Source organism: Herbiconiux oxytropis, assembly GCF_024979315.1.
GTDB lineage: Bacteria > Actinomycetota > Actinomycetes > Actinomycetales > Microbacteriaceae > Herbiconiux > Herbiconiux oxytropis.
Genome location: NZ_JANLCK010000009.1, coordinates 113924 through 133076, shown reverse-complemented (window position 1 = coordinate 133076; position 19153 = coordinate 113924). Strand labels below are relative to the sequence as shown.

General features: G+C 69.8%; 20 protein-coding genes and 3 tRNA genes. 6 read left to right on the top strand and 17 right to left on the bottom strand.

Annotation, left to right across the window (positions count from 1 at the left end; all coding sequences use genetic code 11):
• The first annotated feature begins 54 nt into the window (after window positions 1-54).
• Window positions 55-633, top strand: a complete 579-nt coding sequence (locus N1028_RS15490) for a CGNR zinc finger domain-containing protein (protein ID WP_259530311.1) — start codon at window positions 55-57, stop codon at window positions 631-633.
• Here N1028_RS15490 and N1028_RS15485 read toward each other — a convergent pair.
• Window positions 630-1157, bottom strand: a complete 528-nt coding sequence (locus tag N1028_RS15485) for a DUF1697 domain-containing protein (RefSeq protein WP_259530278.1) — start codon at window positions 1155-1157, stop codon at window positions 630-632. The genes N1028_RS15490 and N1028_RS15485 overlap by 4 nt on opposite strands.
• Window positions 1158-1208: 51 nt before the next feature.
• A complete protein-coding gene (locus N1028_RS15480; RefSeq protein WP_259530276.1) occupies window positions 1209-1883 on the bottom strand; it encodes a GNAT family N-acetyltransferase in 675 nt (224 codons plus the stop codon).
• 164 nt (window positions 1884-2047) lie between these two features.
• Here N1028_RS15480 and N1028_RS15475 point away from each other — a divergent pair, with 164 nt between their 5' ends.
• Complete coding sequence (locus N1028_RS15475; RefSeq protein ID WP_310795608.1) at window positions 2048-2773, top strand: response regulator transcription factor; 726 nt, start codon at window positions 2048-2050, stop codon at window positions 2771-2773.
• A gap of 112 nt (window positions 2774-2885) precedes the next feature.
• A complete protein-coding gene (locus tag N1028_RS15470; RefSeq protein ID WP_259530275.1) occupies window positions 2886-4382 on the top strand; it encodes a sensor histidine kinase in 1497 nt (498 codons plus the stop codon).
• Window positions 4383-4409: 27 nt separating this feature from the next.
• Here N1028_RS15470 and N1028_RS15465 read toward each other — a convergent pair whose 3' ends face one another.
• The gene (locus N1028_RS15465) at window positions 4410-5210 is read right to left on the bottom strand and encodes a TspO-related membrane protein (RefSeq protein ID WP_310795606.1); all 801 of its coding nucleotides are present in this window, start codon (window positions 5208-5210) and stop codon (window positions 4410-4412) included.
• A gap of 77 nt (window positions 5211-5287) precedes the next feature.
• On the opposite strand from N1028_RS15465, the gene N1028_RS15460 reads away from it, so the two are divergent.
• Complete coding sequence (locus N1028_RS15460; RefSeq protein WP_259530274.1) at window positions 5288-6331, top strand: ABC transporter permease; 1044 nt, start codon at window positions 5288-5290, stop codon at window positions 6329-6331.
• Here the strand turns inward: N1028_RS15460 and N1028_RS15455 are convergent.
• From N1028_RS15455 to N1028_RS15445, 3 genes are all read right to left on the bottom strand, one after another.
• Window positions 6291-7538: a sensor histidine kinase gene (locus tag N1028_RS15455; protein WP_259530273.1), complete on the bottom strand. Its 1248-nt coding sequence runs from the start codon at window positions 7536-7538 to the stop codon at window positions 6291-6293. The genes N1028_RS15460 and N1028_RS15455 overlap by 41 nt on opposite strands.
• 10 nt (window positions 7539-7548) lie before the next feature.
• Window positions 7549-8217: a LuxR C-terminal-related transcriptional regulator gene (locus N1028_RS15450; protein WP_375163427.1), complete on the bottom strand. Its 669-nt coding sequence runs from the start codon at window positions 8215-8217 to the stop codon at window positions 7549-7551.
• A 73-nt stretch (window positions 8218-8290) separates the two neighbouring features.
• Window positions 8291-9184, bottom strand: a complete 894-nt coding sequence (locus N1028_RS15445) for a DNA/RNA non-specific endonuclease (RefSeq protein ID WP_259530271.1) — start codon at window positions 9182-9184, stop codon at window positions 8291-8293.
• Window positions 9185-9265: 81 nt separating this feature from the next.
• Here N1028_RS15445 and N1028_RS15440 point away from each other — a divergent pair, with 81 nt between their 5' ends.
• Window positions 9266-9658 carry a VOC family protein gene (locus N1028_RS15440; RefSeq protein WP_259530270.1) on the top strand — a complete coding sequence of 131 codons (393 nt, stop codon included), beginning with the start codon at window positions 9266-9268 and terminating at the stop codon, window positions 9656-9658.
• A gap of 28 nt (window positions 9659-9686) precedes the next feature.
• Here N1028_RS15440 and N1028_RS15435 read toward each other — a convergent pair whose 3' ends face one another.
• The 11 genes from N1028_RS15435 to N1028_RS15385 form a co-directional block, all read right to left on the bottom strand.
• Window positions 9687-10397, bottom strand: a complete 711-nt coding sequence (locus tag N1028_RS15435) for an SOS response-associated peptidase (RefSeq protein ID WP_259530269.1) — start codon at window positions 10395-10397, stop codon at window positions 9687-9689.
• Between the two features lie 5 nt (window positions 10398-10402).
• Window positions 10403-11224: a spermidine synthase gene (locus N1028_RS15430; protein WP_259530268.1), complete on the bottom strand. Its 822-nt coding sequence runs from the start codon at window positions 11222-11224 to the stop codon at window positions 10403-10405.
• On the bottom strand, window positions 11217-12473 hold the full coding sequence (locus tag N1028_RS15425; RefSeq protein ID WP_259530267.1) for a winged helix DNA-binding domain-containing protein: 1257 nt from the start codon (window positions 12471-12473) through the stop codon (window positions 11217-11219). The genes N1028_RS15430 and N1028_RS15425 overlap by 8 nt, the downstream gene beginning before the upstream one ends.
• Window positions 12474-12519: 46 nt before the next feature.
• Window positions 12520-13125 carry an anthrone oxygenase family protein gene (locus tag N1028_RS15420; protein ID WP_259530265.1) on the bottom strand — a complete coding sequence of 202 codons (606 nt, stop codon included), beginning with the start codon at window positions 13123-13125 and terminating at the stop codon, window positions 12520-12522.
• 255 nt (window positions 13126-13380) lie between these two features.
• Window positions 13381-14484: a variant leucine-rich repeat-containing protein gene (locus N1028_RS15415; RefSeq protein WP_259530264.1), complete on the bottom strand. Its 1104-nt coding sequence runs from the start codon at window positions 14482-14484 to the stop codon at window positions 13381-13383.
• Window positions 14485-14997: 513 nt separating this feature from the next.
• Window positions 14998-16071, bottom strand: a complete 1074-nt coding sequence (locus N1028_RS15410) for a hypothetical protein (RefSeq protein ID WP_259530262.1) — start codon at window positions 16069-16071, stop codon at window positions 14998-15000.
• Window positions 16072-16305: 234 nt separating this feature from the next.
• Window positions 16306-16620: a hypothetical protein gene (locus N1028_RS15405; protein WP_259530260.1), complete on the bottom strand. Its 315-nt coding sequence runs from the start codon at window positions 16618-16620 to the stop codon at window positions 16306-16308.
• A gap of 52 nt (window positions 16621-16672) precedes the next feature.
• On the bottom strand, window positions 16673-16984 hold the full coding sequence (locus N1028_RS15400; RefSeq protein WP_259530259.1) for a hypothetical protein: 312 nt from the start codon (window positions 16982-16984) through the stop codon (window positions 16673-16675).
• Window positions 16985-17341: 357 nt separating this feature from the next.
• Window positions 17342-17414 (bottom strand) — tRNA-Phe (locus N1028_RS15395).
• Between the two features lie 73 nt (window positions 17415-17487).
• Window positions 17488-17561, bottom strand: a tRNA-Asp gene (locus N1028_RS15390).
• Window positions 17562-17618: 57 nt separating this feature from the next.
• Window positions 17619-17691, bottom strand: a tRNA-Glu gene (locus N1028_RS15385).
• Between the two features lie 207 nt (window positions 17692-17898).
• Here N1028_RS15385 and N1028_RS15380 point away from each other — a divergent pair.
• Window positions 17899-19152 carry a M23 family metallopeptidase gene (locus tag N1028_RS15380; RefSeq protein WP_259530258.1) on the top strand — a complete coding sequence of 418 codons (1254 nt, stop codon included), beginning with the start codon at window positions 17899-17901 and terminating at the stop codon, window positions 19150-19152.
• The last annotated feature ends 1 nt before the right edge of the window (window position 19153 follow it).

Below are 19153 nucleotides of genomic sequence, written 5' to 3'. Positions count from 1 at the left end.
GAGTCAAAGTGGGTACGCTAGTGACACTAATCCCGGCCCATGTCAGGAGTCAACATCCTTTTCGCCTATGACACCGAAGCGACCCTCGCGTTCGCCGCCGCCCTCGTGAACACCGAGGCGGCGGTCTCCGGCTCGGGCGACGACGAGCTCGCCTCCCGAGCCCAGCTCGTGGCTCTGCTCGACGAGAACGACTACTCGGGTCGCCGCGACGGTGACGACGCCGAGCTCGAGGAGGTGCGCACGCTCCGCCCCGAGCTGCGACGCTTCTGGGAGGTCGAGCGCGACGAGGCGGTCGAGCTCGTCAACGCCATCCTGCGTGAGGCCCGTGCGCTGCCGCAGCTCGTGCGCCACGGCGACTGGGACTGGCACCTGCACGCCACCGACGCCGAGGCTCCGCTCGCGACCCGGATGCGCGTGGAGGTCGCGATGGCGTTCATCGACGTCATCCGCAGCGACGACTTCGACCGCCTGCGCACGTGCGCCGCCGACGACTGCGACGCCGTGCTGGTCGACCTCTCGCGCAACCGCTCGAAGCGCTACTGCGACGTGGGCAACTGCGGCAACCGCATGAACGTCAACGCCTACCGCGCTCGCAGGTCGGCGGGGGCCTCGGCCTCCGCCTCGGCGTTCTAGAGCAGCTTGCGCAGGGTGCGGAGGTTGCGCGTGGTGGTGGAGGCCTTGAATCGCGGCTTGGCGAGGAACTTCGCGAGTGCCGTCTCGGTGCTCGAGCCCTTCGGCGTCTCCCAGTAGAACACCCCGTGCCCAGGCACCCCGCGCTCGCCTGCCGACGCGGCGACGAACGCCGCGATCTCGTCGAGAGCGTCCTGCGTGGAGGCGAACAGCACGTAGGGCTGCGTGCCGTCGGTCTCCTCGAACGGGTAGGCGTCGACGATGCCGGCGAGCTCGCCGTGGTCGACGAGCACGATCCAGGCGTCGTAGCCGAAGCGCTCGCCGAGGCCCTTCTCGATGGTCGCCTTGAGGCGAGCATGCGCCGTGCTCGAGGCGGCCTCGGAGGTCGAGAACAGCACGTTGCCCGAGGCGAGCACCGTCTTCACCTCACTGAAGCCGAGCGAGCGGAAGAGCTCGGCCAGGTCGGCGCTCGTGACGGTGATGCCGCCGACGTTCACTCCGCGCAGGAGCGCCGCATACTTCGCCATGCGCCTCACGCTACCGCGGGCGCGCCAGAAGCCGGAAGCGCCGCTCTTGCGTCAGCGGTGCAGCACGAGCACCGACTCCGGCGAGCCGTGCCTGGCCTTCGCGAGCTCGGTGAAGCCGAGCCGCTTGGCCAGGGCGACCGAACGGGTGTTGCGCGCATCCGTGACGGCGGTGACCGTGCGGGCGCCGACGGTGTCGAAGGCGAACCCGAGGATGCCCTCCGCGGCCTCGGTCGCGAGCCCCCGGCCACTGTGGGCGGGATGCACCACCCAGCCGATCTCGACCTCGCGAGTCTCGCGCGCGACCGAGCGAAGGTGCAGCGAGACGTCGCCGATCACGTGCCCCTCGAATTCCACGGCGAGGGCGAGGAAGTCGTCGGCCTGCCACAGCCTGGTGTGCCGGGTGCGGTCACGGAGGTGCCGGAACGAGGCCCGGCGGTCGCGCTCGGGCCAGGGGAGGAACTGCGAGACGGAGGGCTCGGACTGCAGGTCGTACCAGTCGGCCGCGTCGCCCAGCCGGTGGGGGCGGAGCATCAGGCGGTCGGTCGAGAGCCACGGGGCGTCGAACGGGGTCTCGGTGCGGGGGCCGCGCACGAACCGGGGGCGTCGGATGCCCGCTGAGGCCAGCGTGTCCTTCACCCGGGTGCGCAGCGGGATCGCAGCGGGGCTGGAGCGGGTCGTCGGGTGCGCCCAGGGTGATCCGTAGCCGAGTGCCTTGATCTGCGTCATGGGGAGACGCTATGCACTCGAGACAGGAGCGCTGTGTGGAAATATTTGAGGTCTCTATGAATCGGAGCGGATGCCTGGAGGCGGATGCACGCTCACCTCGACAATGGAGCGTGACGAATTCACCGATCTCCGACGAACTCGTCTCGTCGGGGCGCCGGCGGGCCGTGCTCGCCAAGCTGCCCCGCCTCTACCGCGCCGACGGCTCGCCGATCCGGGTGCTGCTCGTCGACGACGAGGTCGTGCTCACGAGCCTCGTGAGTCTCGCGCTGGCCTACGAGGGCTGGACGGTCGACATCGCGCACGACGGCACGACCGCCCTGCAGAAGTACCGCGATGAGCGGCCCGACGTCGTGGTGCTCGACATCATGCTGCCGGACACCGACGGCATCACGCTGCTCAAGCAGCTGCGCGACGTGGAGCAGTCCTCGCCCACCCTCTTCCTGACCGCACGGGACTCGGTCGACGACCGCATCATCGGCCTCACCGCCGGCGGTGACGACTACATGACCAAGCCCTTCAGCCTCGAGGAGCTCGTGGCGCGGCTGCGGGGGCTCCTCCGCCGCTCGATCATGACGGTGTCGGACGAGGATTCCCGCATCGTCGTGGGCGATCTGCTGCTCGACGAGACGAGCTACGAGGTCAACCGCGGCGGCGACCAGATCCAGCTCACCACGACCGAGTTCGAGCTGCTGCGCTACTTCATGCGGAATCCTCGGCGGGTGCTCTCGCGAGCGCAGATCCTCGACCGGGTGTGGAACTACGACTTCGCGGGCAAGGCCTCGATCGTCGATCTCTACGTCTCCTACCTGCGCAAGAAGATCGATGCCGACCGGCCCTCGATGATCCACACCGTCCGCGGCGTCGGCTACGTGCTGCGGCCCGCCGAGTGAGCACGTCGACAGGCGCACCCGCTCTGTGCGGAGACGCAGCGTGACTGCCGCGAACGGGCGCCGGAACACTCTCTCAGGGCGCCGGCGCCCCTGGACGCTGAGGAGCCGGCTCGTGGTCGGCACCGCCGGCCTCGTGGCCGCTGTGCTCCTGACGGTGGGCATCGTGAGCATCGTCACGCTCAACACCTCCATCACCCGTGTGGTGGACACCCAGCTGCGCGGTTCGATGTCGGCGCTCAGCTACTCGGTCGAGAAGTTCCACCACGGGCACTCGCCGTCGGGGCAGATCTACCCGGACAAGCCGCTCACCGAGTTCACCGGCCACGGCCCCGGCGCGATCATCGCCACCGCCGAGGACGGCGTCATCACCGACTCCGCCCGCTTCTCCGACTCCGACGCCGCCTCGCTCCCGCCCGCCGCGGTGGCGCAGCTCGAGCGGAGTGCGCTGACGCCGGGCACGCAGGAGTCGATCGTGCTCGACGGGTTCGGCCACTACCGCTTCAGCACCCAGATGGACAGCGAGGGCGACCTCCTCATCGCTGGAGTCTCGCTGGCCGCGGCCGACGAGGCCGTGCTGCAGGAGACGATCGTCATGGTCGTGCTCGCCCTCCTCGCCCTCGCCATCATCGTGGTCGGCGTGATCGTGGTCGTGCGGCTCGCCCTCCGCCCGCTCGGGCGCGTGGTCGGCACGGCCGTGGAGGTCACGAACCTGCCGCTGGACCGTGGCGAGGTCGAGATCCTGACCCGCGTCGGAGAAGCCGACACCGACCCCCGCACCGAGGTCGGCAAAGTGGGGGAGGCGCTCAACCGGCTGATCTCGCACGTCGACGAGGCGCTTGCGGTGCGGGCGGCGACCGACAAACGGATGCGCCGCTTCGTCACCGACGCGAGCCACGAGCTCCGCACGCCGCTCGCCGCGATCCAGGGCTACGCCGAGCTGACCAGGCAGGAGAACGCGGCGCTCCCCGACATCACGGAGTACTCGCTCGCGCGGATCGAGTCCGAGGCCAAGCGCATGAACTCGCTCGTGAGCGACCTGCTGCTGCTGGCACGCCTCGACGAGGGGCAGGACCTGCACCTCGACCAGGTCGACCTCGGCGAGATCGTGGTCAACGCGGTGAGCGACGCGAAGGCGTCGTCGTCAGGCCACCGCTGGCTGCACGACGTCCCGGATGCCGCGGCCCTCGTCACGGGCGACCGCGAGCGCCTGCACCAGGTGGTGCTGAACCTGCTCTCGAACGCCGCGCTGCACACGCCGGAGGGCACGACCGTGACCGCGGGCATCCGCTTCGCCGAGCACGACGGCACGCCCGGCATCGAGCTCGCGGTGAGCGACGACGGGCCCGGCATCGATCCCGAGCTCGTCCCCGAGCTGTTCGAGCGCTTCGCCCGCGGCGACTCGTCGCGCTCGCGCCGCTCGGGCAGCACGGGTCTCGGGCTCGCGATCGTGGCGTCGATCGTCGAGGCCCACGACGGCTCGATCGAGGTGGCGTCCACGCCGGCGGGCACCACGTTCACGCTGTGGTTCGGCCGCGTGGTCGGGGCCACGGCGGGCCCGCTCGGCGAGCGTCCGGGGGCGCAGACCCGGCCCACGACCGCCATCTCCTGAGCGGCGGTCGTGCGGCTCAGGTGCCTGCTAGCGTTTCCGCAGGTGCGCGATCCGCAGCACGACGGTGGCCACGACCAGGGCCGAGGCGGCGATGACGGCCGCGACCGCCACGGGAGGGGAGAGCAGCTCGCCGGTCAGACGCGACACGGCGACCCAGGCGAGCCCCCACACCAGCGACGCCGTGGGGGCCAGCCGTCCGCTGTCCCAGGCGGCGAGGGCGATGCCGAGCGCGGCGGTCACCACGACGATCGCCACGCCCCACACCTCCGGGGCCCCGCCGAAGCCGTCGAACCCGCCGGCCGTGAGAGCGGCGGTGATGTTGGCCGCGGTGGCCACGCAGACCCAGCCGAGGTAGAGCCCCACGGTGCCGTCGACCACGATCGACTGCACCACGCCCTGGCCGTCGCGACGGGTGCGCACCACGCGCACGAACGTGAACAGCAGCGCGACGAGCAGCACGACGATCACCACGACGCTGAGGGCCAGGAGCCCCGCCTGCACGCTGAGGATCCAGGCGGAGTTCAGCAGCAGGGTCACGGCGATCGGGTAGCCGAGCACCCGCTGTCGGGATGACGACGTCTGCCGCGGCAGGAACTGCCAGATCGCGTAGGCGATCAGTCCGAGGTAGATGACCGACCAGATCGAGAACGCGGGACCGGCGGGGGCGAGCTGCGTCGAATCCGCACCGAGTGCTCCGCCCGCGGCCTCCTGGATCGGGGTGCCGCCCGCCGCGCCGGATCCGATGAAGCTGCCCACCACGGCGAGCACCGCGCTGAGTGCGACGACGCTCTGCCGGAGGCGATCCGAGGTCCTGTTTTCGCTAATCACCTTAACTACCTTGCCACCGGACGGGCTTCTCCGCTCGCCCCCGCCTTCGGCGACCGCGGGGCGCTAACGTGTCTGGCATGACGACGACTCCCTCCGGCACCGCCCTCCAGCGCGGCATCGGAGCCGCCAGGAGGTTCAACTCCGGGCCCCACCGCGCGGCGCTCGTGGTCTCGCTCCTGGTGTCGCTCTTCGCGGCGCTCTTCGTGACGTCGTACAGCCTCGCGATGGGCAACCCCCAGCCGCACGACATCCCCATCGGTGTCGTGAGCGAGTCGGTGAGCCCCGAGCAGCTCGAGTCGAGTCTGCAGAGTGCGACCGACACGTCGTTCCTCGTCTCGTCGTACCCGAGCGCCGATGCGGCGAAGGCCGCCCTCGAGCAGCAGCAGATCTATGCAGCACTCGTGACCGAATCGGGAAGCGCGTCCGACCTCTACATCTCGAGCGCCTCGGGGGCCTCGATCGCGCACGTCATCAGCGCGGAGGCGACGCAGGTGGGATCGAGCCTCGGCGTGCAGCTCACGGTCACGGACCTCGATCCGCTCCGCCCCAACGATCCGAGCGGCCTCGTGCTGTTCTATCTCGCGCTCGCCTCGACCATCATCGGCTTCGTCGGCGCCATCCAGACCAGGGTCAACGCGAGCGGGATGACGATCGCGGGGGAGCTGGCCTGGGACGCGGGGCGCGCCGTGCTCGTGGGCCTCGTGATCTCGCTCACCACGGGCCCCGTGTTCGGGTTCGAGACCTTCCCGTTCCTGCCGGTGTGGGGGGTTCTCGCGATGACCGTGTTCATCGCGGGCGCGGTCTACAACTTCTTCCGGGTGATCGTGGGTGGAAAATGGGCGCTCATGCCCACCTGGATCATCTTCATCCTGATCTCGAACCCCTCCTCCGGCGGGGCCGTGGCTCCCGAGCTGCTGCCACCGTTCTACGAGTTCATGGGGCGGTGGATGCCCACGGGCGCGACGGTGCGCGCCCTCCGAGACCTCGCCTACTTCCCCGAGGCGCTGCATCCGGAGCCCTACGTCGTGCTCGGGGCGTGGCTCGTGGCCGCCACCGCCGCCTTCGTGATCGCGCGCCGGATCAGGTACGGCTTCGGCCGCGTGGAGCGGACGCCGGCGTAGCGTCCGTCGGGCGCGCGATGCCGTCGGGCACGCGCGCCGCGAGCCGGGTTCCCGTGCTCTCCGGTGCCGGAGCGGGCGCGAGCGTGAGCTGGCCGCCCACGAGTTCGAGCCGGTCGCGGAGCCGCTGCAGGCCGTTCAGGTGCACGGGAGGCGTGAGCCCCACGCCGTTGTCGTCGAAGAGCACCTCGAACTCCCCGTCGGCGTGCGAGATCGCGAGCGAGAGGCTCGTGGCCCTGCCGTGCTTGAGGGCGTTCGAGAGCGACTCCTCGACGATCCGCACGAGCAGCAGCCGGCGCTCCGCGCTCAGCGCCTTCGCACCGTGGCTCTCGAGCTCGAGCACGCCGTCCGAGAGCGACACGACGGTGGCGATGGTGGCGGGGACCCGCTGGAACAGAGCGCGGATGGCCGGAACGGCGCCTTGGTCGAGTCGGTCGGGGTAGAGCAGCCGGCTCATGCCACGGAGATCCTGCTCCCGGAGGGCGTCGAGGTCGTCGCGGATCGAGGCGATCTCCGCCGCGGTCTGCGGGTCGCGTGCCGCCAGCCCGCTCTCCTCGAGAAGGGCGCTCAGTCGTGCGCCGAGGAGCACGAACCGCTGCTGCACGGTGCCGTGCAGGCCGTCGGCCACCTCGCGCCGCACGCGAAGCTCCTCGCTCTGCAGGGCCTCGAGGGCGGCCGACGCACTCAGGGCTCGAAGGGCCGACGCGCGCTCCTCGGCACGCAGCCGGCGTCGCGCATCGGACTGGGCGAGGGCGAGGGCGAGCGAGATGGCGGCGGCCACGGCGGCCGTGACGATCTCGGCGAGGAGCTCGGTGACGTCGTCGGGGCCGTAGATGCCGAACACCAGCTGCAGCAGCGAGCGCACGATCGCGGCCGAGGCGGCGATCACCAGTCCCGTGCCGATGCGTCCCGCGAGTCCGCGCTCCTGGGGCGAGAGCAGCGCGATGGCCACGAGGGCGGTGCCCACGGCGGCGGCGTTCGCGCCGAGCCGCGTCACGAGGTTGAAGGTCACGTCGAACGGCACGGAGGGGTCGACGGCGTCGCGCAGCATCGAGTGCGGCAGGATGCCGAGCACGAAGACCGACTGGATGGAGGCGCCCGTGGCGAAGAGGCCGAGGATGACACCGAAGGTGAGCAGCGTGATCCGGCGGTAGTCGACGCGGTCGCCGGGTGTGACGGCACTGGCGTCGCTCACCCCCGAGACGGTCATGCCGGCCTCGTCATGACGCCGCCGTCTCCTCGAGGAAGCGCAGCGCTGCTCCGACCCGGGGGTTCACGACGCCACCCGAGGCGAGGCCGAGCTCGGCGTAGACCGCGGCGATGTGGTTGTCGACCGAGCGCGGCGCGAGCCCGAGCCGCGAGGCGATCCCCGCGTTGGACAGGCCCTCGGCGAGCAGCCGCAGCACCTCGTACTGGCGCGGGCTCAGGCGTGCGAGCGTCGAACCGCGCCTCGGCCTCCTGCGGGCCACGAGCTCGGGGTCGAGCACCGTGCGGCCCTCGGCCGTGACCTCGATGGCGCGCACGAGGGCGGGGAGGCCGAGCGAGGAGGTCTTCGACAGGCAGCTCCAGCCCTGCGAGACCGGCCGGGGCAGCTCGAGCAGCACGTCGAGGGCGTCGGTGGCCGAGAGCAGCACCACGCCGAGGCCGGGCTGGGTCTCGCGCAGGGCGATGCCGAGGTCGACGCCGTCCCCGTCGCCGAGCTGCACGTCGAGGAGGGCCACGTCGACGGCGTCGGGGCCGAGACCGGCGAAGAGCTCCCGGGCGGCGGCGGCACCCTGTGCGACGCCGACGACACGGATGCCCGGGGCGGCGGCCAGGGAGGAGGCCAGCATCTGCCGATAGAGGGGCTGGTCCTCGACCACGACCACCCGGATCCCTGCTGAAGCCACCATCCCCTCTATAGTGCTACATTCCGGGGGCCCCTGTCCTCCCGGGCGTGCGTGCTCCGGTGCGCACGTCGGCTCAGAGCCGGATCTGCGTGAGCGAGTCGAGGCGGGTCCAGCGGCGACCGGCGGCTCGGAGCGGTGCGAGGTAGCCGTCGGCCGCGACGAGGTCGGGCATCGGGGCGTGCACGAGGGCCGCGATGTCGGCGATCGGGGCCTGGAAGGTGCGGAAGGGCCCGAGAGGCGGCGGCTCGTCGCGGGCGAGGGCACTCGCGCGAGCCTCGTCGAGGTCGAGATCGCCGAGCTGCGGGGACTGGTCGAGCAGGAAGCCGGCGGCGCGGAGGCGCGGGGTGGATGCGGTGCCGGTCCCGGTGCCGGTGGTGGAGCTCGTTGCTGTGCCGGCGTCGGCCGTCCACGCCGCGATCTTCCAGAAGCGCTCGGGGATGCGGATGCCGCGGTAGACCGCATCCGTCGGCGCGAAGACGGGGCCGGTGAAGACGCTGAGGCGGAGGTCGTTGGCGTCCGCGTAGGCCAGCACGTGGTCCTCGAGGCCGTTCCAGAGCTCTTTCGACTGGTTGAAGCCCGCGGCCTGGGGTGCGGCGTTGGTGTAGGCGAAGGTGTCGGAGTTCGCGCGTCGGGCCACCTCAGGAGCGCCCCAGACGGGGTCGCGACGGCGCACCAGGTGGCCGCGGTCGAGGTCGTTGCGGGCGTAGAGGGCGGGGCCCGCCTGCTCGTCGGCGGGCACGCGCTCGTCGAGGTGCCAGTCGTCTCCGCGCGGCACGTCGGCGAGGGTGCCGCCGTCGATGTTCACGGCAGTGAGCGCGGCGAGGCGGCGGTCGGCGTCGAGCAGCACCGTGAAGTGCTCGTAGTCGAGGTGGCGGATGAGACGGGACGTGCCGTCGGCACCCTGCCCGTCCGGCACGGGCAGCGGGCAGGGGGCGTCGAGGAAGGCGGGGTCGAATCCTGAGGGCATGGGCCCAGTCGAGCACGGTGCGACGACGGCGCAAGGCATCCGGGTCTGTTCCGAGGGTCGCGCGGCACGCCACAATGAGGCATGGACGTCCTTGCCAGCCGCATCCTCATCCGCCCCTCCGACCCGGAGCGGAGCCGTCGCTTCTACCGCGACGAGCTCGGGCTCGCGGTCGCGCGCGAGTTCGGCGAGGGCGAGCACCGCGGGGTGGTGTTCTTCGCGGGGAGCGGCCTCATCGAGGTCTCGGGGCGGGGCGGCCCCGAGGCGCGGGCGGGCGTGGGGCTGTGGCTGCAGGTGCGTGACGTGCACGAGGAGGTGGCGCGGCTCACGCTGCTCGGGCAGCGGATCGTGCGGGCCCCGCAGACCGAGCCGTGGGGCCTCGTGGAGGCGTGGATCGAGGATCCCGACGGCATCCCGATCGTGCTGGTCGAGATCCCCGCCGACCACCCGCTCCGCCGCGACTCCCGCACTCTCTGACGGGCGCGGCGCCCGTCGCTCGGGCCGATCAGCCGGCGAGGGGCTCGATCAGGGTCGGGTCGTCCTTGGCGATCGAGGTGTCGCGCACGTTGTTGACGCGCTTGGAGACCGGGTAGGTCGTGATGGTGGCGGCGACCGCGAGCGAGGTGCGGTCGAGCATGGCCACGAGCTCCTGCTTCTCGTCGGGGCGATCGAGCTTGGCCGGGCTCGTCCAGTCGTCCCAGGTGTCCGGGGTGAGGAAGACGGGCATGCGGTCGTGCACCTCGCCGGAGGCGTCGGCGGCCTCGCGGGTGATGATGGTGAAGCTCAGGTGCCAGCCGTCGTCGGCCTTCTTGAGCTCGTAGAGGCCCGCGGCGGCGAGCAGGCCCTCGGGGCCGTGGATGTAATGCGGCTGCTTGCCCTCGGGCGTCGCCTCCCACTCGTAGTAGCCGTTCATGGGCACGAGGCAGCGGCGCTGCGCGAACGCGCCGCGGAAGAGCCCGTTCGTCGACACGCTCTCGAGCCTCGCGTTGATGGGTGCGGGGCCGCCCGGCTTCGCCCAGGCGGGCTTGAGTCCCCAGGCGGCGGCGTCGATCTCCCGCACGATCTCGCGGTCGACCACGCGCTCGCGCACGATCGGCGACAGCTCGGTGGGGGCGACGTTGTAGGAGGGGCGCCATTCCTCGAGGGTTCCGCCTCGCGCGATGAACTCGGTGATGAGCTCGTCGGTCTCGGCGCTCATGCTGAATCGGCCGCACATGGTGCTCACCGTCCTTTCGGGGTGGGGATTCCGTCGGCTGGGGTGGGGGAGTCGACGTGCCTCGCGTCCCGCGCGGCCGACGGGTGGGGGCCGGCTCGGCGCAGGTCGTCGGCGAGGGCGAGCACGGCGGGGTCTCTCGAGGCGAGGACGACGGCGTTGCCGGCGCGCGCATCCGTCAGCACGCTCGTGGGGCCGAGCACGAGGCGGTGCGGCAGGCTCGGGGCGAGCGCGGCGAGGCGGCTGCGGAGCCCCGGCAGCCCGTCGTCGTCGGCGATGTTCACCACGAGCACCCCGCCCGGGGCGAGCAGGCGGGCCGCATCCGCGTACCATTCGGCGGTCGTGAGGTGGGGCGGTGTCGTGATGCCGCGGTAGAGGTCGTCGATCACGAGGTCGGCGCTTCCCACCCACTCGCCGCCACCCGAGAGGAGCGCGGTGACCACGTCGGCGGCGTCGCCCTCGTGCACCGTGAGGCGGGTGCCCGCCGGCAGAGGGAGGCGCGACGTCACCGCCTCGAGGAGGCCCCGCTCGTCCTCCACGGCGAGCTGCTCGCTGCCCGGGCGTGTGGCCTGCAGGTACCGGGCGAGGGTGAGGGCTCCCGCGCCGAGGTGCACCGTGCGCAGCGGACGGCCCGGGGTGGCGAGGTGGTCGATGGCGGCGCCGATCCGTCGCACGTAGTCGTAGAAGAGGTCGGCCGGGTCTCCCAGGTCGACGTGCGACTGCTCGGCGCCCTCGATCGAGAGCACCCAGGCGCCCGGCACGAGCGGATCCGGGGCGATCTCGGCCACGCGGCCGCTCCCGGGCAGCGCGAACGGGGTGCGGTCAGGCATCCGGAGCACCCTTCTCGAGCCGACGCTCGTCGAGCACGAGGGCGAGCCCCAGGAAGTCGGCGTAGCGCAGCATCGCCCGCGTGAACCCGGCCCGCGCGGTCGCGGAGAGCGGTTCGAACGGGTCGAGGGTCACGGTCACGGCTCCGGATGCGAGGCGGCGGCGCCAGGTGCCCACCACCGTGCCGTGGGCCACGAGCATCGGCAGGAACACGCCGTTGTTGCCGGGAACGATCCGCTCGGCGAACTCCGGTGCGAGGGCCGGGGCGCGGTCGGGGTAGCCCAGCAGGAACTCGTCGAACCCGGGCAGCGCGTGGAAGGGAGGTGCTGGACGGGTGCTGCTGGTGCTGTCGGTGTTCCCGCGGTCCGGACCGTCGTCCGCCGTCCAGTGCTCGGCGCCGTCGAGCACCTCGGGGGTGAGGCGGTCGCGCACGTGGTCGAGGCCCCGCTTCGCCTCGGCGACCGTGACCTTCGACCACCAGCAGAAGTCCTTCAGCGTGGCCGGCCCGCGACCGGCGAGGTAGCGCCGCACGAACTCGCCGAGCGCCTCCGTGCGGCGGGGATCGTGGCTCGCGGCAGCCGGTGCGCCGTTCTCATCGAGCGGCCAGGTGATTCCGGGGCCGGGGCCGGGGCCGGGCGGTGCCCACTCGTCCAGGATCACGAGCTGCTGGCGGCCGCCGTCGGTGGGGCCCCAGCAGAGCAGTCCCTCGTGCGCCAGCCGGCCGATCACGTGGGTGCCGCGCTGGCCGCCCGGCTCGATGCCGTCGGCGGTGAGGAGTGCGAAGAACTCGTCACGGCTCGCGCGACCGCCGCCGCGGAGTTCGGTCGTGGCGATCGCGCGGGCGCGGGAGAGCACGTCGTCGTCGAGACCGAGCTGGCGATAACGGGGCAGGATGCTCCGGATGGTGCGCGCCGCGGTGATCGACAGCATGAGCCGCAGGTCGTCGGGCGTGCTGACGTGCAGGGTGCCGCGCATGGGCCACGAGCGCACGACGGTTCCGGCGTCGAGTGCGGCCTCGACGTCGCTGCGGGTGCTCCCGGGTGCCCGCACGCCGAGCGCCCACACGGCCTGCCCGTAGTCCTGCGCCTGCAGCGCGAGCATCCGCTCGGTCACGGCGGTGATGCGCGCGGCGCCGTTCCGCGGGTTCTCCTGCACCTTCGGCCCCGGAGGAGCGATCCACTGCGCCGCCAGCCGCCGGCGCAGGAGGTCGCGCGCCGCACCCGCGGACCAACCGGCCGAACGCTTCGCCATGCGCCCAGTATGCCGCGCACCCCCGACAGCGCCTTGAGTGAGTGCGTCAGACCGGCAGGAGCGGAGCTCCCACGACGAACCCCGCCACACCGAAGAGCACTCCCGCCAGCACGCCGGCGAGGGTGCGGACGTGGTTGCCGCGAGTCCACTCGACGACGTAGCGCCGCCACCTGTCGTCGATCGTCTCGTTGCTGCCCGCCCTCCCGCCGGAATCCGCAGCCGAGACGCCGCTCGCGTCGAGCAGCTCGAGCCCGTCGTTCCGCGGCACGTGGAACGCCACGGTCATCACGACGACCCCGCCGAGGTAGAGGACCTCGCCCGCGAGCCCCCACCACAGCGCGTGGCCTCCGCCCACCACGGCCAGGAGGATGCACGTGGCGAGCCCCGCGAGCATCGTGCCGAACAGCAGCACCATGAGGGGTGGGCGCACGGCGGCGCGGTTGATCGCCTGCATCGCCGTGATCCCCACGTGGGATCCACGGCTCGTCGCGCCTGCTGTCGCCGCGTCGCCGGAGTCGTGACCGGCGTCGGCGAGCCCGCGCATCACGAACGCCGAGAACGCGAAGAACACCCCGCCCACGACGGCCGCTCCCACGCCGGTCACGGCGGCGAGCACGCCGACCACGGCGTGCGCCTGCTCGGCTCCGTTCATCGCCGGCTCTCCTGTGGAGTCCCGCGTCGCGTCCAGCTCGAGTGAGTCACGATCCCATTGTCGACCTTCGGGGCAGGGGAAAAACAGATGCGGCACCCGGCTCAGCCAGGGTGCCGCATCCGTCCCCATCCCCACTCGGAGGATCCACCGCAGACGGTCCCGAATCCGTTGCGACTTGAGATCTCAATATTGCATACCCATCCGGATTCCGCCACCCACACGTCACACAGCGTCGTGCGCTAGAAAAATCGGAACTCAGTCCATCGGCACGTTCAAGCCGGCGGCCCAGTCCCGGATGGCCTGGCGTTCCGGCTCGTTGCAGACGTACCCGGTTCCCTGGCTCTCCGAACCGTTGGTGAGTGACCACTGGTCGAAGTACGTGAGTGCGAAGCAGTCGGCCATGGCCTCGTCGCTGCTCTGGAACAGGCCCTGAGCGAGGAGGTCTCTGTAGGCTCCGGAGTAATCCGCGGCGCCTTGATCGTCCGCTCGCTGATAGACGTGCGCGAGCTCGTGCGTCACGAGCATCTGGTTCATCCACACGCTGCCCACCTCGGTCTCCGGAAGCAGATGGACCGTCAGTGGATCGGCCGTGAGCACGCAGCCGATGGTCTCCCTGCCCGGGTCGGCTGCAGTGCTGCACGCCGAGGCCGCATCCCACCGGATGTCGATGAAGCCGCTCCCGGCGGCGTCGACGATGGCCTCTGTGATCGATCCCGATGCGTTCGCGCTCCGTTCCCTGGCGGAGGCCACCTTCTGCTCCAGATCCGCGCGAAGGGCTGCGGCTCGTTCGGCCATCGGCTTCGCCTCGTAGATGCCGACGGTCGGGTCGTCCGCCCGCTTCTCGTCCAGCCGGAACGTCCGGAGGTCAGCGACGAGCGGCGCGACGGGATTCCCCTCCAGCTGCGCTGCGAGTTCGTTGATGATCGGCTGGTCTGCTCGGAACAGCGCGATCTGCTCCGCGACCACAGGGTCCGTCGGGGCTTCTCCCCTCTCGGTGTCGCTCGGCGGGACGGTCTGAAGCGGCGCGGTCTCGGAGTTCCCCTGACTGGCGGGGGGAAGCAAGGCTGCGGCAATTCCGACGATTCCGACGACGACGACGATCGCGAACACGAGACAGCCGCAGCCGACCAGCCACCATCCGGCGCCGCTTCGACGGGCCGGCGCCGGCGGACGCCGGCGAAGGCCGTCCGCGGGATTCACGGTGCGCATCCACTGGACCAGCTCAGGGTAGGCACGTGGGTTCGCAGCGATGTCGGCATGCAGATCCCAGCGGCGAGCCGCGATGTCGGCCAGCACCCCCGGCGGCACGCCGGGCGCGTTCGCCGCGACTCGATCTTCATCCCGGAACTCGTCGGTCATCCGCCCCTCCTGTCCCCGACGTCCATCATGCACGCGCCTTCGCGGATGATGTCGAGGCTCCAGAGGCTCCTCGTGTCGGAGCCTTAACGCAAAAAGCCGCTCCCCCAGTAGAAGCCTGGAGAAGCGGCAGTGGCTCCGACGGGCGTCGATCCCGTGACCTCACGATTTCCCATCGGCTTCTATCACCGGTTACTACGGATTAATTGTCCCCTCTGATCCGCCCGTGCGCAAGGAAGTTGCCTATCAGCGGCTAGCAGTCCCTAGCAGTGTTTATCCGGGGTAGATCCGGGGTCCATTTCATTCGCGTAGCGGGCTCGAGCGTATGCTCAGCGGCATGCTTTACCTCGCGGCATCGAGGACGACCACTACTGGGTCGTGCGGGAGATCGACGGGGTGCTAGTCGAGACGCCGTGGAGGGTCGAGCGTGAAGCGGCCGGCTGGGTGCTCGGCCACGCCGACGACACAGACGAGACTGCTCGTGTGTTAACGCTCTGTGTGTTCGAGAACGCGGAGTCAGCTGTCAGCGCTCTGAGAGCTGCCTCGTAGGGTGCGTGAGAACGTATCAGCCGCCAGCCGCAGGCACGCACCCGTTGCGGTAGGACGTCGCGGGTCCCGGAGCGAGACGATCGCCGTCATGAACTGGACCTGCGGCCTACCCACGATGACCGCCTGAAGGAACTGGGGTATCGAGTCGGCGTCCAAGTGCTTCTCGAACTGTGCATTGATCTCGGGGGCATCGACCTCGATGGAGTTAGCAGCCAGGAAGAACTCGTACCCGCCGATCTCGCGCAGAACGCACGCGGCACCCGGACCCATCGACCCCAGGGGAACATCGCACACCACCTGTACCGTTTCGGTGAAGCAGCGCACGAGCGTATTTGCGCTCTCGAAGTCCAGATCGTTGAAGACGCTAAAACCAGCCACTCCGGGCATACCGATTGCTTTGAGATTGTGGATCGCTTCGAGCGGGTAACTGTGCGGTATCAACTCGGCGACGCGTGGCAGCAGCTGAGGGTCGAGTGGTCCAGTCACGTCGCGCGCTGCTGCTCGCTCGACGGCGTTGTCGTGAGCGTCAAGGAGGGCCTTCTCCGCGTCGTCGAGCGCCAACTCGCCGGCCGATGCCGCGCTCGCAAGCAGAAACAGATCGGCGAGATCGAGTGCTGTTCCACCGAGCGAGGCAAGGCGAAGTAAAACTCGTTCGTGGACAAGAACTTCAATGAGGACACGCTCATCGTTTGCCACATGAGCTCGCGGGGTCCGCGCCACGATCCTGCAGCCAACCTCGTTCGCCGAGACCACCGAGACCAGAACGATCGCCTCCGGTTCGCTGGGGAGGATCGTGAACTCCTGAGAGGCGTTTCTTCCTACCAGTGGTCGATCATCCGCCCACACACGGAGCCAGCCATCCAGCTGTCGGATGTTGTGGCGGTGCTGCACGTCGGCGGAAGCGCCACTGCGCTGAGCACACAGGAGGAGCAGAACGTCGCGGGATACCCAGGCAAGGTCGGCTGGTTCTCGAACGCCTCGACCCTTCACGTACTTGTCCGGGAAAAATAACCCGAATGCGCCCATGCTGAACTCGAACATGGACTTGACGAACGATTCTTGGAAGCTCTGAGCCACTCGATTTCCCCCCCCGGAAGTCGGCGAGCCCCCACCGTACCGCGATCAAGTCTTAGATGACGCGTTGGTCCCGCTGAATGATCGGGTCGCCGGCACTGTCCGATGAGTTGACGCTGCGACAGATCGTCGGGCACTGTGAGAGGGCCGAGGGTGCTTCTTGTGCGCGGGTCTGGGGGTAGGTGGCCGGGGGTGGTGTCCTCAGCGTCCTCGCGAAGCTTGGTCAGTGACGGCCTTCTCGATGCGATCGAGGGTTCCGGTGACTTGGGAGTTGTGGTCGTAGTGGCTGAAGTAGAGCTTCACGGAGGGGTGGAGCTTCAACGCGGTGGAGTCGTCGTCTCCGGCGACGCCCGCAAGATGAACGACAACCCGATTCGGGCCGATCCTCAGAGCGGCAATCCGTCCGTAGACAGTCTCGCCGTCCTCCAGATTCACGCCGAACGCCGACCCGACGTGCGTCTGGTTCAGCTGCCCAACCTCGGTGCCGTACTCGTCGCTTGCCAGTCCTGCTCGCATGTCTCCCCCTAGAAGTGGTCGTGTCGTCTGAGACTAGCGGGGCAGCGTCCGCTCACTGGGGGTTGTAGTGATCCGGGATCTCGACGCCTAACTGTTCCTTCAGCTCGCGTCGTGCTCGGAGGAAGTCGGCCTGTTCTTGAAGCGACGTGCGCTTCTTGAAGTTCTCCCTGATCGAAGCGGCCATAGCTAAGAAAGTCTCCTGCGCCACCACGAAGTCGGGCCCTGGGAGGTCCGTGTCTTGAGCGAGGTCGGCGAGCTCGAGGAAGACACGCCGAATATCGGATTCTGGAACCTCGAGCGCGTCGAGGTCCTGCAGGGCGAGCTCTCTCATGGTCACGTCCGGGAACCTCGAGTCCTCAGTCATTTCACGGCCTCCAGTCGACGGTTGCTGTCTCGCATCCTAGTGAGAACCGCGGTCTTGCTCGTCGTGGCCGCCGCAGTCGAGGCCTGCACGACGCGAGAGATGTCCTTCAGCACAGATAGGTACGCCGCGGAGAGGCGGGTGGAGGGTTCGGCGCCGGCCTCGGCCACAAGAACCCGAGCGTCACGCAGGATGTCTATATGGCGCGCAACTCGGGCAGCAAGAAAGCCGCTCAATCCATGCAACGACTGCTCGGAGACGTGATCTGAATCTACGGGGTTTGTGCGGCGTGGGCCGAATGAGAACTTCTCCCGGACGTGAAGAAACCCCCACCATGTAGAAGCTAGGCGGGGGTTCCAGTGGCTCCGACGGGCGTCGATCCCGTGACCTCACGATTTTCAGTCGTGCGCTCTACCAACTGAGCTACAGAGCCGAAACCGGATGTTCTTGCACAAGAGCCGGTCTCTAGCGAAAAGCCCTTCCGATTGGAAGGGCTTCACGCCTAGCGACCCTGACGGGACTTGAACCCGCGACCTCCGCCGTGACAGGGCGGCACGCTAACCAACTGCGCTACAGGGCCTTATGTGTTGTTCCTATTATATGTGCTGCCGACCAGTGCTCGTGACCCCGGCCATCGTGACCCCAACGGGATTCGAACCCGTGCTACCGCCGTGAAAGGGCGGCGTCCTAGGCCGCTAAACGATGGGGCCGCGGCGACAACTCATCGAGTATGCCACAACTCCTGCACAGTCTCCAATTCGCGACGAGTTGGGCACATTCGCTCGAATGTCCGTGCAATCTCCTCGCCCGCGGGTTAGATTCGCGTGAGCGTTGTGACAGATGTGACGGATGCGCACATCGAATTCGCGCTTCACGACGCGTCGCGCACGCCGCGGCGCCCGGTACGGCAGGGGAGTATGAGCACCGACAAGTCAGCCCGCAGGGTCTCGCGCCCGCGGCGCCTGCGCCACACCGCGCTGGCGTTCGCCGCTGCCGCGACCCTCGTAGCGCTCACCGGCCTCACCTCGGGCCCCGCCTTCGCCGACGACTACCCCACGTGGGACGACGTGAAGAACGCGCAGGCCAACGAATCGGCGAAGTCCGACGAGGTCACCCGCATCCAAGGCCTCATCGACGCCATGAACGCGGCCGTCACAGAGGCTCAGGCCGTCTCGGTGCAGCGAGGCACCGAATACCAGGTGGCCCAGGAGGCCTACGACACCGCCGATTTCAAGGCCTCCGAGCTCGAGGTGCAGGCCACCGACGCCACGGCGCGGGCCGATGCGTCCAACAAGCAGGCCGGCCAGCTCGCCGCCCAGCTCTCCCGCACGGGTGGCAGCGACCTCACGCTCAACCTCTTCGTGGGCGGTGAGGTCTCGAGCGACCTGCTCTACCAGCTGAGCGCGATGTCGAAGCTCACGCAGAAGACCTCGCAGATCTACGCCCAGGCCGAGCAGGACCGCAACACCGCCGAGGCGCTCACCGCCCAGGCAGTCGTCGCGCGCGACGAGCTCCAGGGTCTCGCGGCCGAGGCGGAGCGTCTGCGCGACGAAGCGGTGGCCGCCCAGCTGGCCGCCGAGGCGGCCCTGCAAGAGCAGCAGGACCACGAGGTCGAGCTGCAGACCCAGCTGAAGGTGCTGCAGGAGAACCGCGTCGCCACCGAGGCCGACTTCCAGGCCGGGGTCAATGCTCGCGCCGAGGCCGCGCGTGCGGCGGCGGCGGCGGGGCTCCCGACCCTCCCGTTCATCGCGGCGAGCGGATGGGCGAGCCCGTTCCCGGGCTCGCACTCCTCCGACGAGTACGGCATGCGCGTCAACCCGGTCTCGGGCGCCTACATCCTGCACTCCGGCATCGACCTCGTCTACAACGGCGGCACCTGTGGCGCGGTCGTCTACGCCGCCGCCGAGGGACTCGTCAACTACGCCGGCTACAACGGCGGCTACGGCAACTTCATCCGCATCGACCACGGCGGCGGCATCGCCACCGCCTACGGCCACAACACCTCCCTGCTCGTGGGCAACGGCTCCTACGTCTCGGTCGGCCAGCCGATCGCCTACGCGGGCACCACGGGCAACTCCACCGGCTGCCACGTGCACTTCGAGGTGCGCGAGAACGGCACCGCCATCAACCCCCGCCCCTTCATGGCGGCGCAGGGCATCGAATTCGGGTGAT

Coding starts and splice junctions, on each gene's coding strand:
- N1028_RS15485 (WP_259530278.1), bottom strand. CDS start 1,157: ATGGCGAAGTATGCGGCGCTCCTGCGCGGAGTGAACGTCGGCGGCATC.
- N1028_RS15480 (WP_259530276.1), bottom strand. CDS start 1,883: ATGACGCAGATCAAGGCACTCGGCTACGGATCACCCTGGGCGCACCCG.
- N1028_RS15460 (WP_259530274.1), top strand. CDS start 5,288: ATGACGACGACTCCCTCCGGCACCGCCCTCCAGCGCGGCATCGGAGCC.
- N1028_RS15455 (WP_259530273.1), bottom strand. CDS start 7,538: ATGACCGTCTCGGGGGTGAGCGACGCCAGTGCCGTCACACCCGGCGAC.
- N1028_RS15445 (WP_259530271.1), bottom strand. CDS start 9,184: ATGCCCTCAGGATTCGACCCCGCCTTCCTCGACGCCCCCTGCCCGCTG.
- N1028_RS15440 (WP_259530270.1), top strand. CDS start 9,266: ATGGACGTCCTTGCCAGCCGCATCCTCATCCGCCCCTCCGACCCGGAG.
- N1028_RS15435 (WP_259530269.1), bottom strand. CDS start 10,397: ATGTGCGGCCGATTCAGCATGAGCGCCGAGACCGACGAGCTCATCACC.
- N1028_RS15430 (WP_259530268.1), bottom strand. CDS start 11,224: ATGCCTGACCGCACCCCGTTCGCGCTGCCCGGGAGCGGCCGCGTGGCC.
- N1028_RS15425 (WP_259530267.1), bottom strand. CDS start 12,473: ATGGCGAAGCGTTCGGCCGGTTGGTCCGCGGGTGCGGCGCGCGACCTC.
- N1028_RS15420 (WP_259530265.1), bottom strand. CDS start 13,125: ATGAACGGAGCCGAGCAGGCGCACGCCGTGGTCGGCGTGCTCGCCGCC.
- N1028_RS15415 (WP_259530264.1), bottom strand. CDS start 14,484: ATGACCGACGAGTTCCGGGATGAAGATCGAGTCGCGGCGAACGCGCCC.
- N1028_RS15410 (WP_259530262.1), bottom strand. CDS start 16,071: ATGTTCGAGTTCAGCATGGGCGCATTCGGGTTATTTTTCCCGGACAAG.
- N1028_RS15405 (WP_259530260.1), bottom strand. CDS start 16,620: ATGCGAGCAGGACTGGCAAGCGACGAGTACGGCACCGAGGTTGGGCAG.
- N1028_RS15400 (WP_259530259.1), bottom strand. CDS start 16,984: ATGACTGAGGACTCGAGGTTCCCGGACGTGACCATGAGAGAGCTCGCC.
- N1028_RS15380 (WP_259530258.1), top strand. CDS start 17,899: ATGAGCACCGACAAGTCAGCCCGCAGGGTCTCGCGCCCGCGGCGCCTG.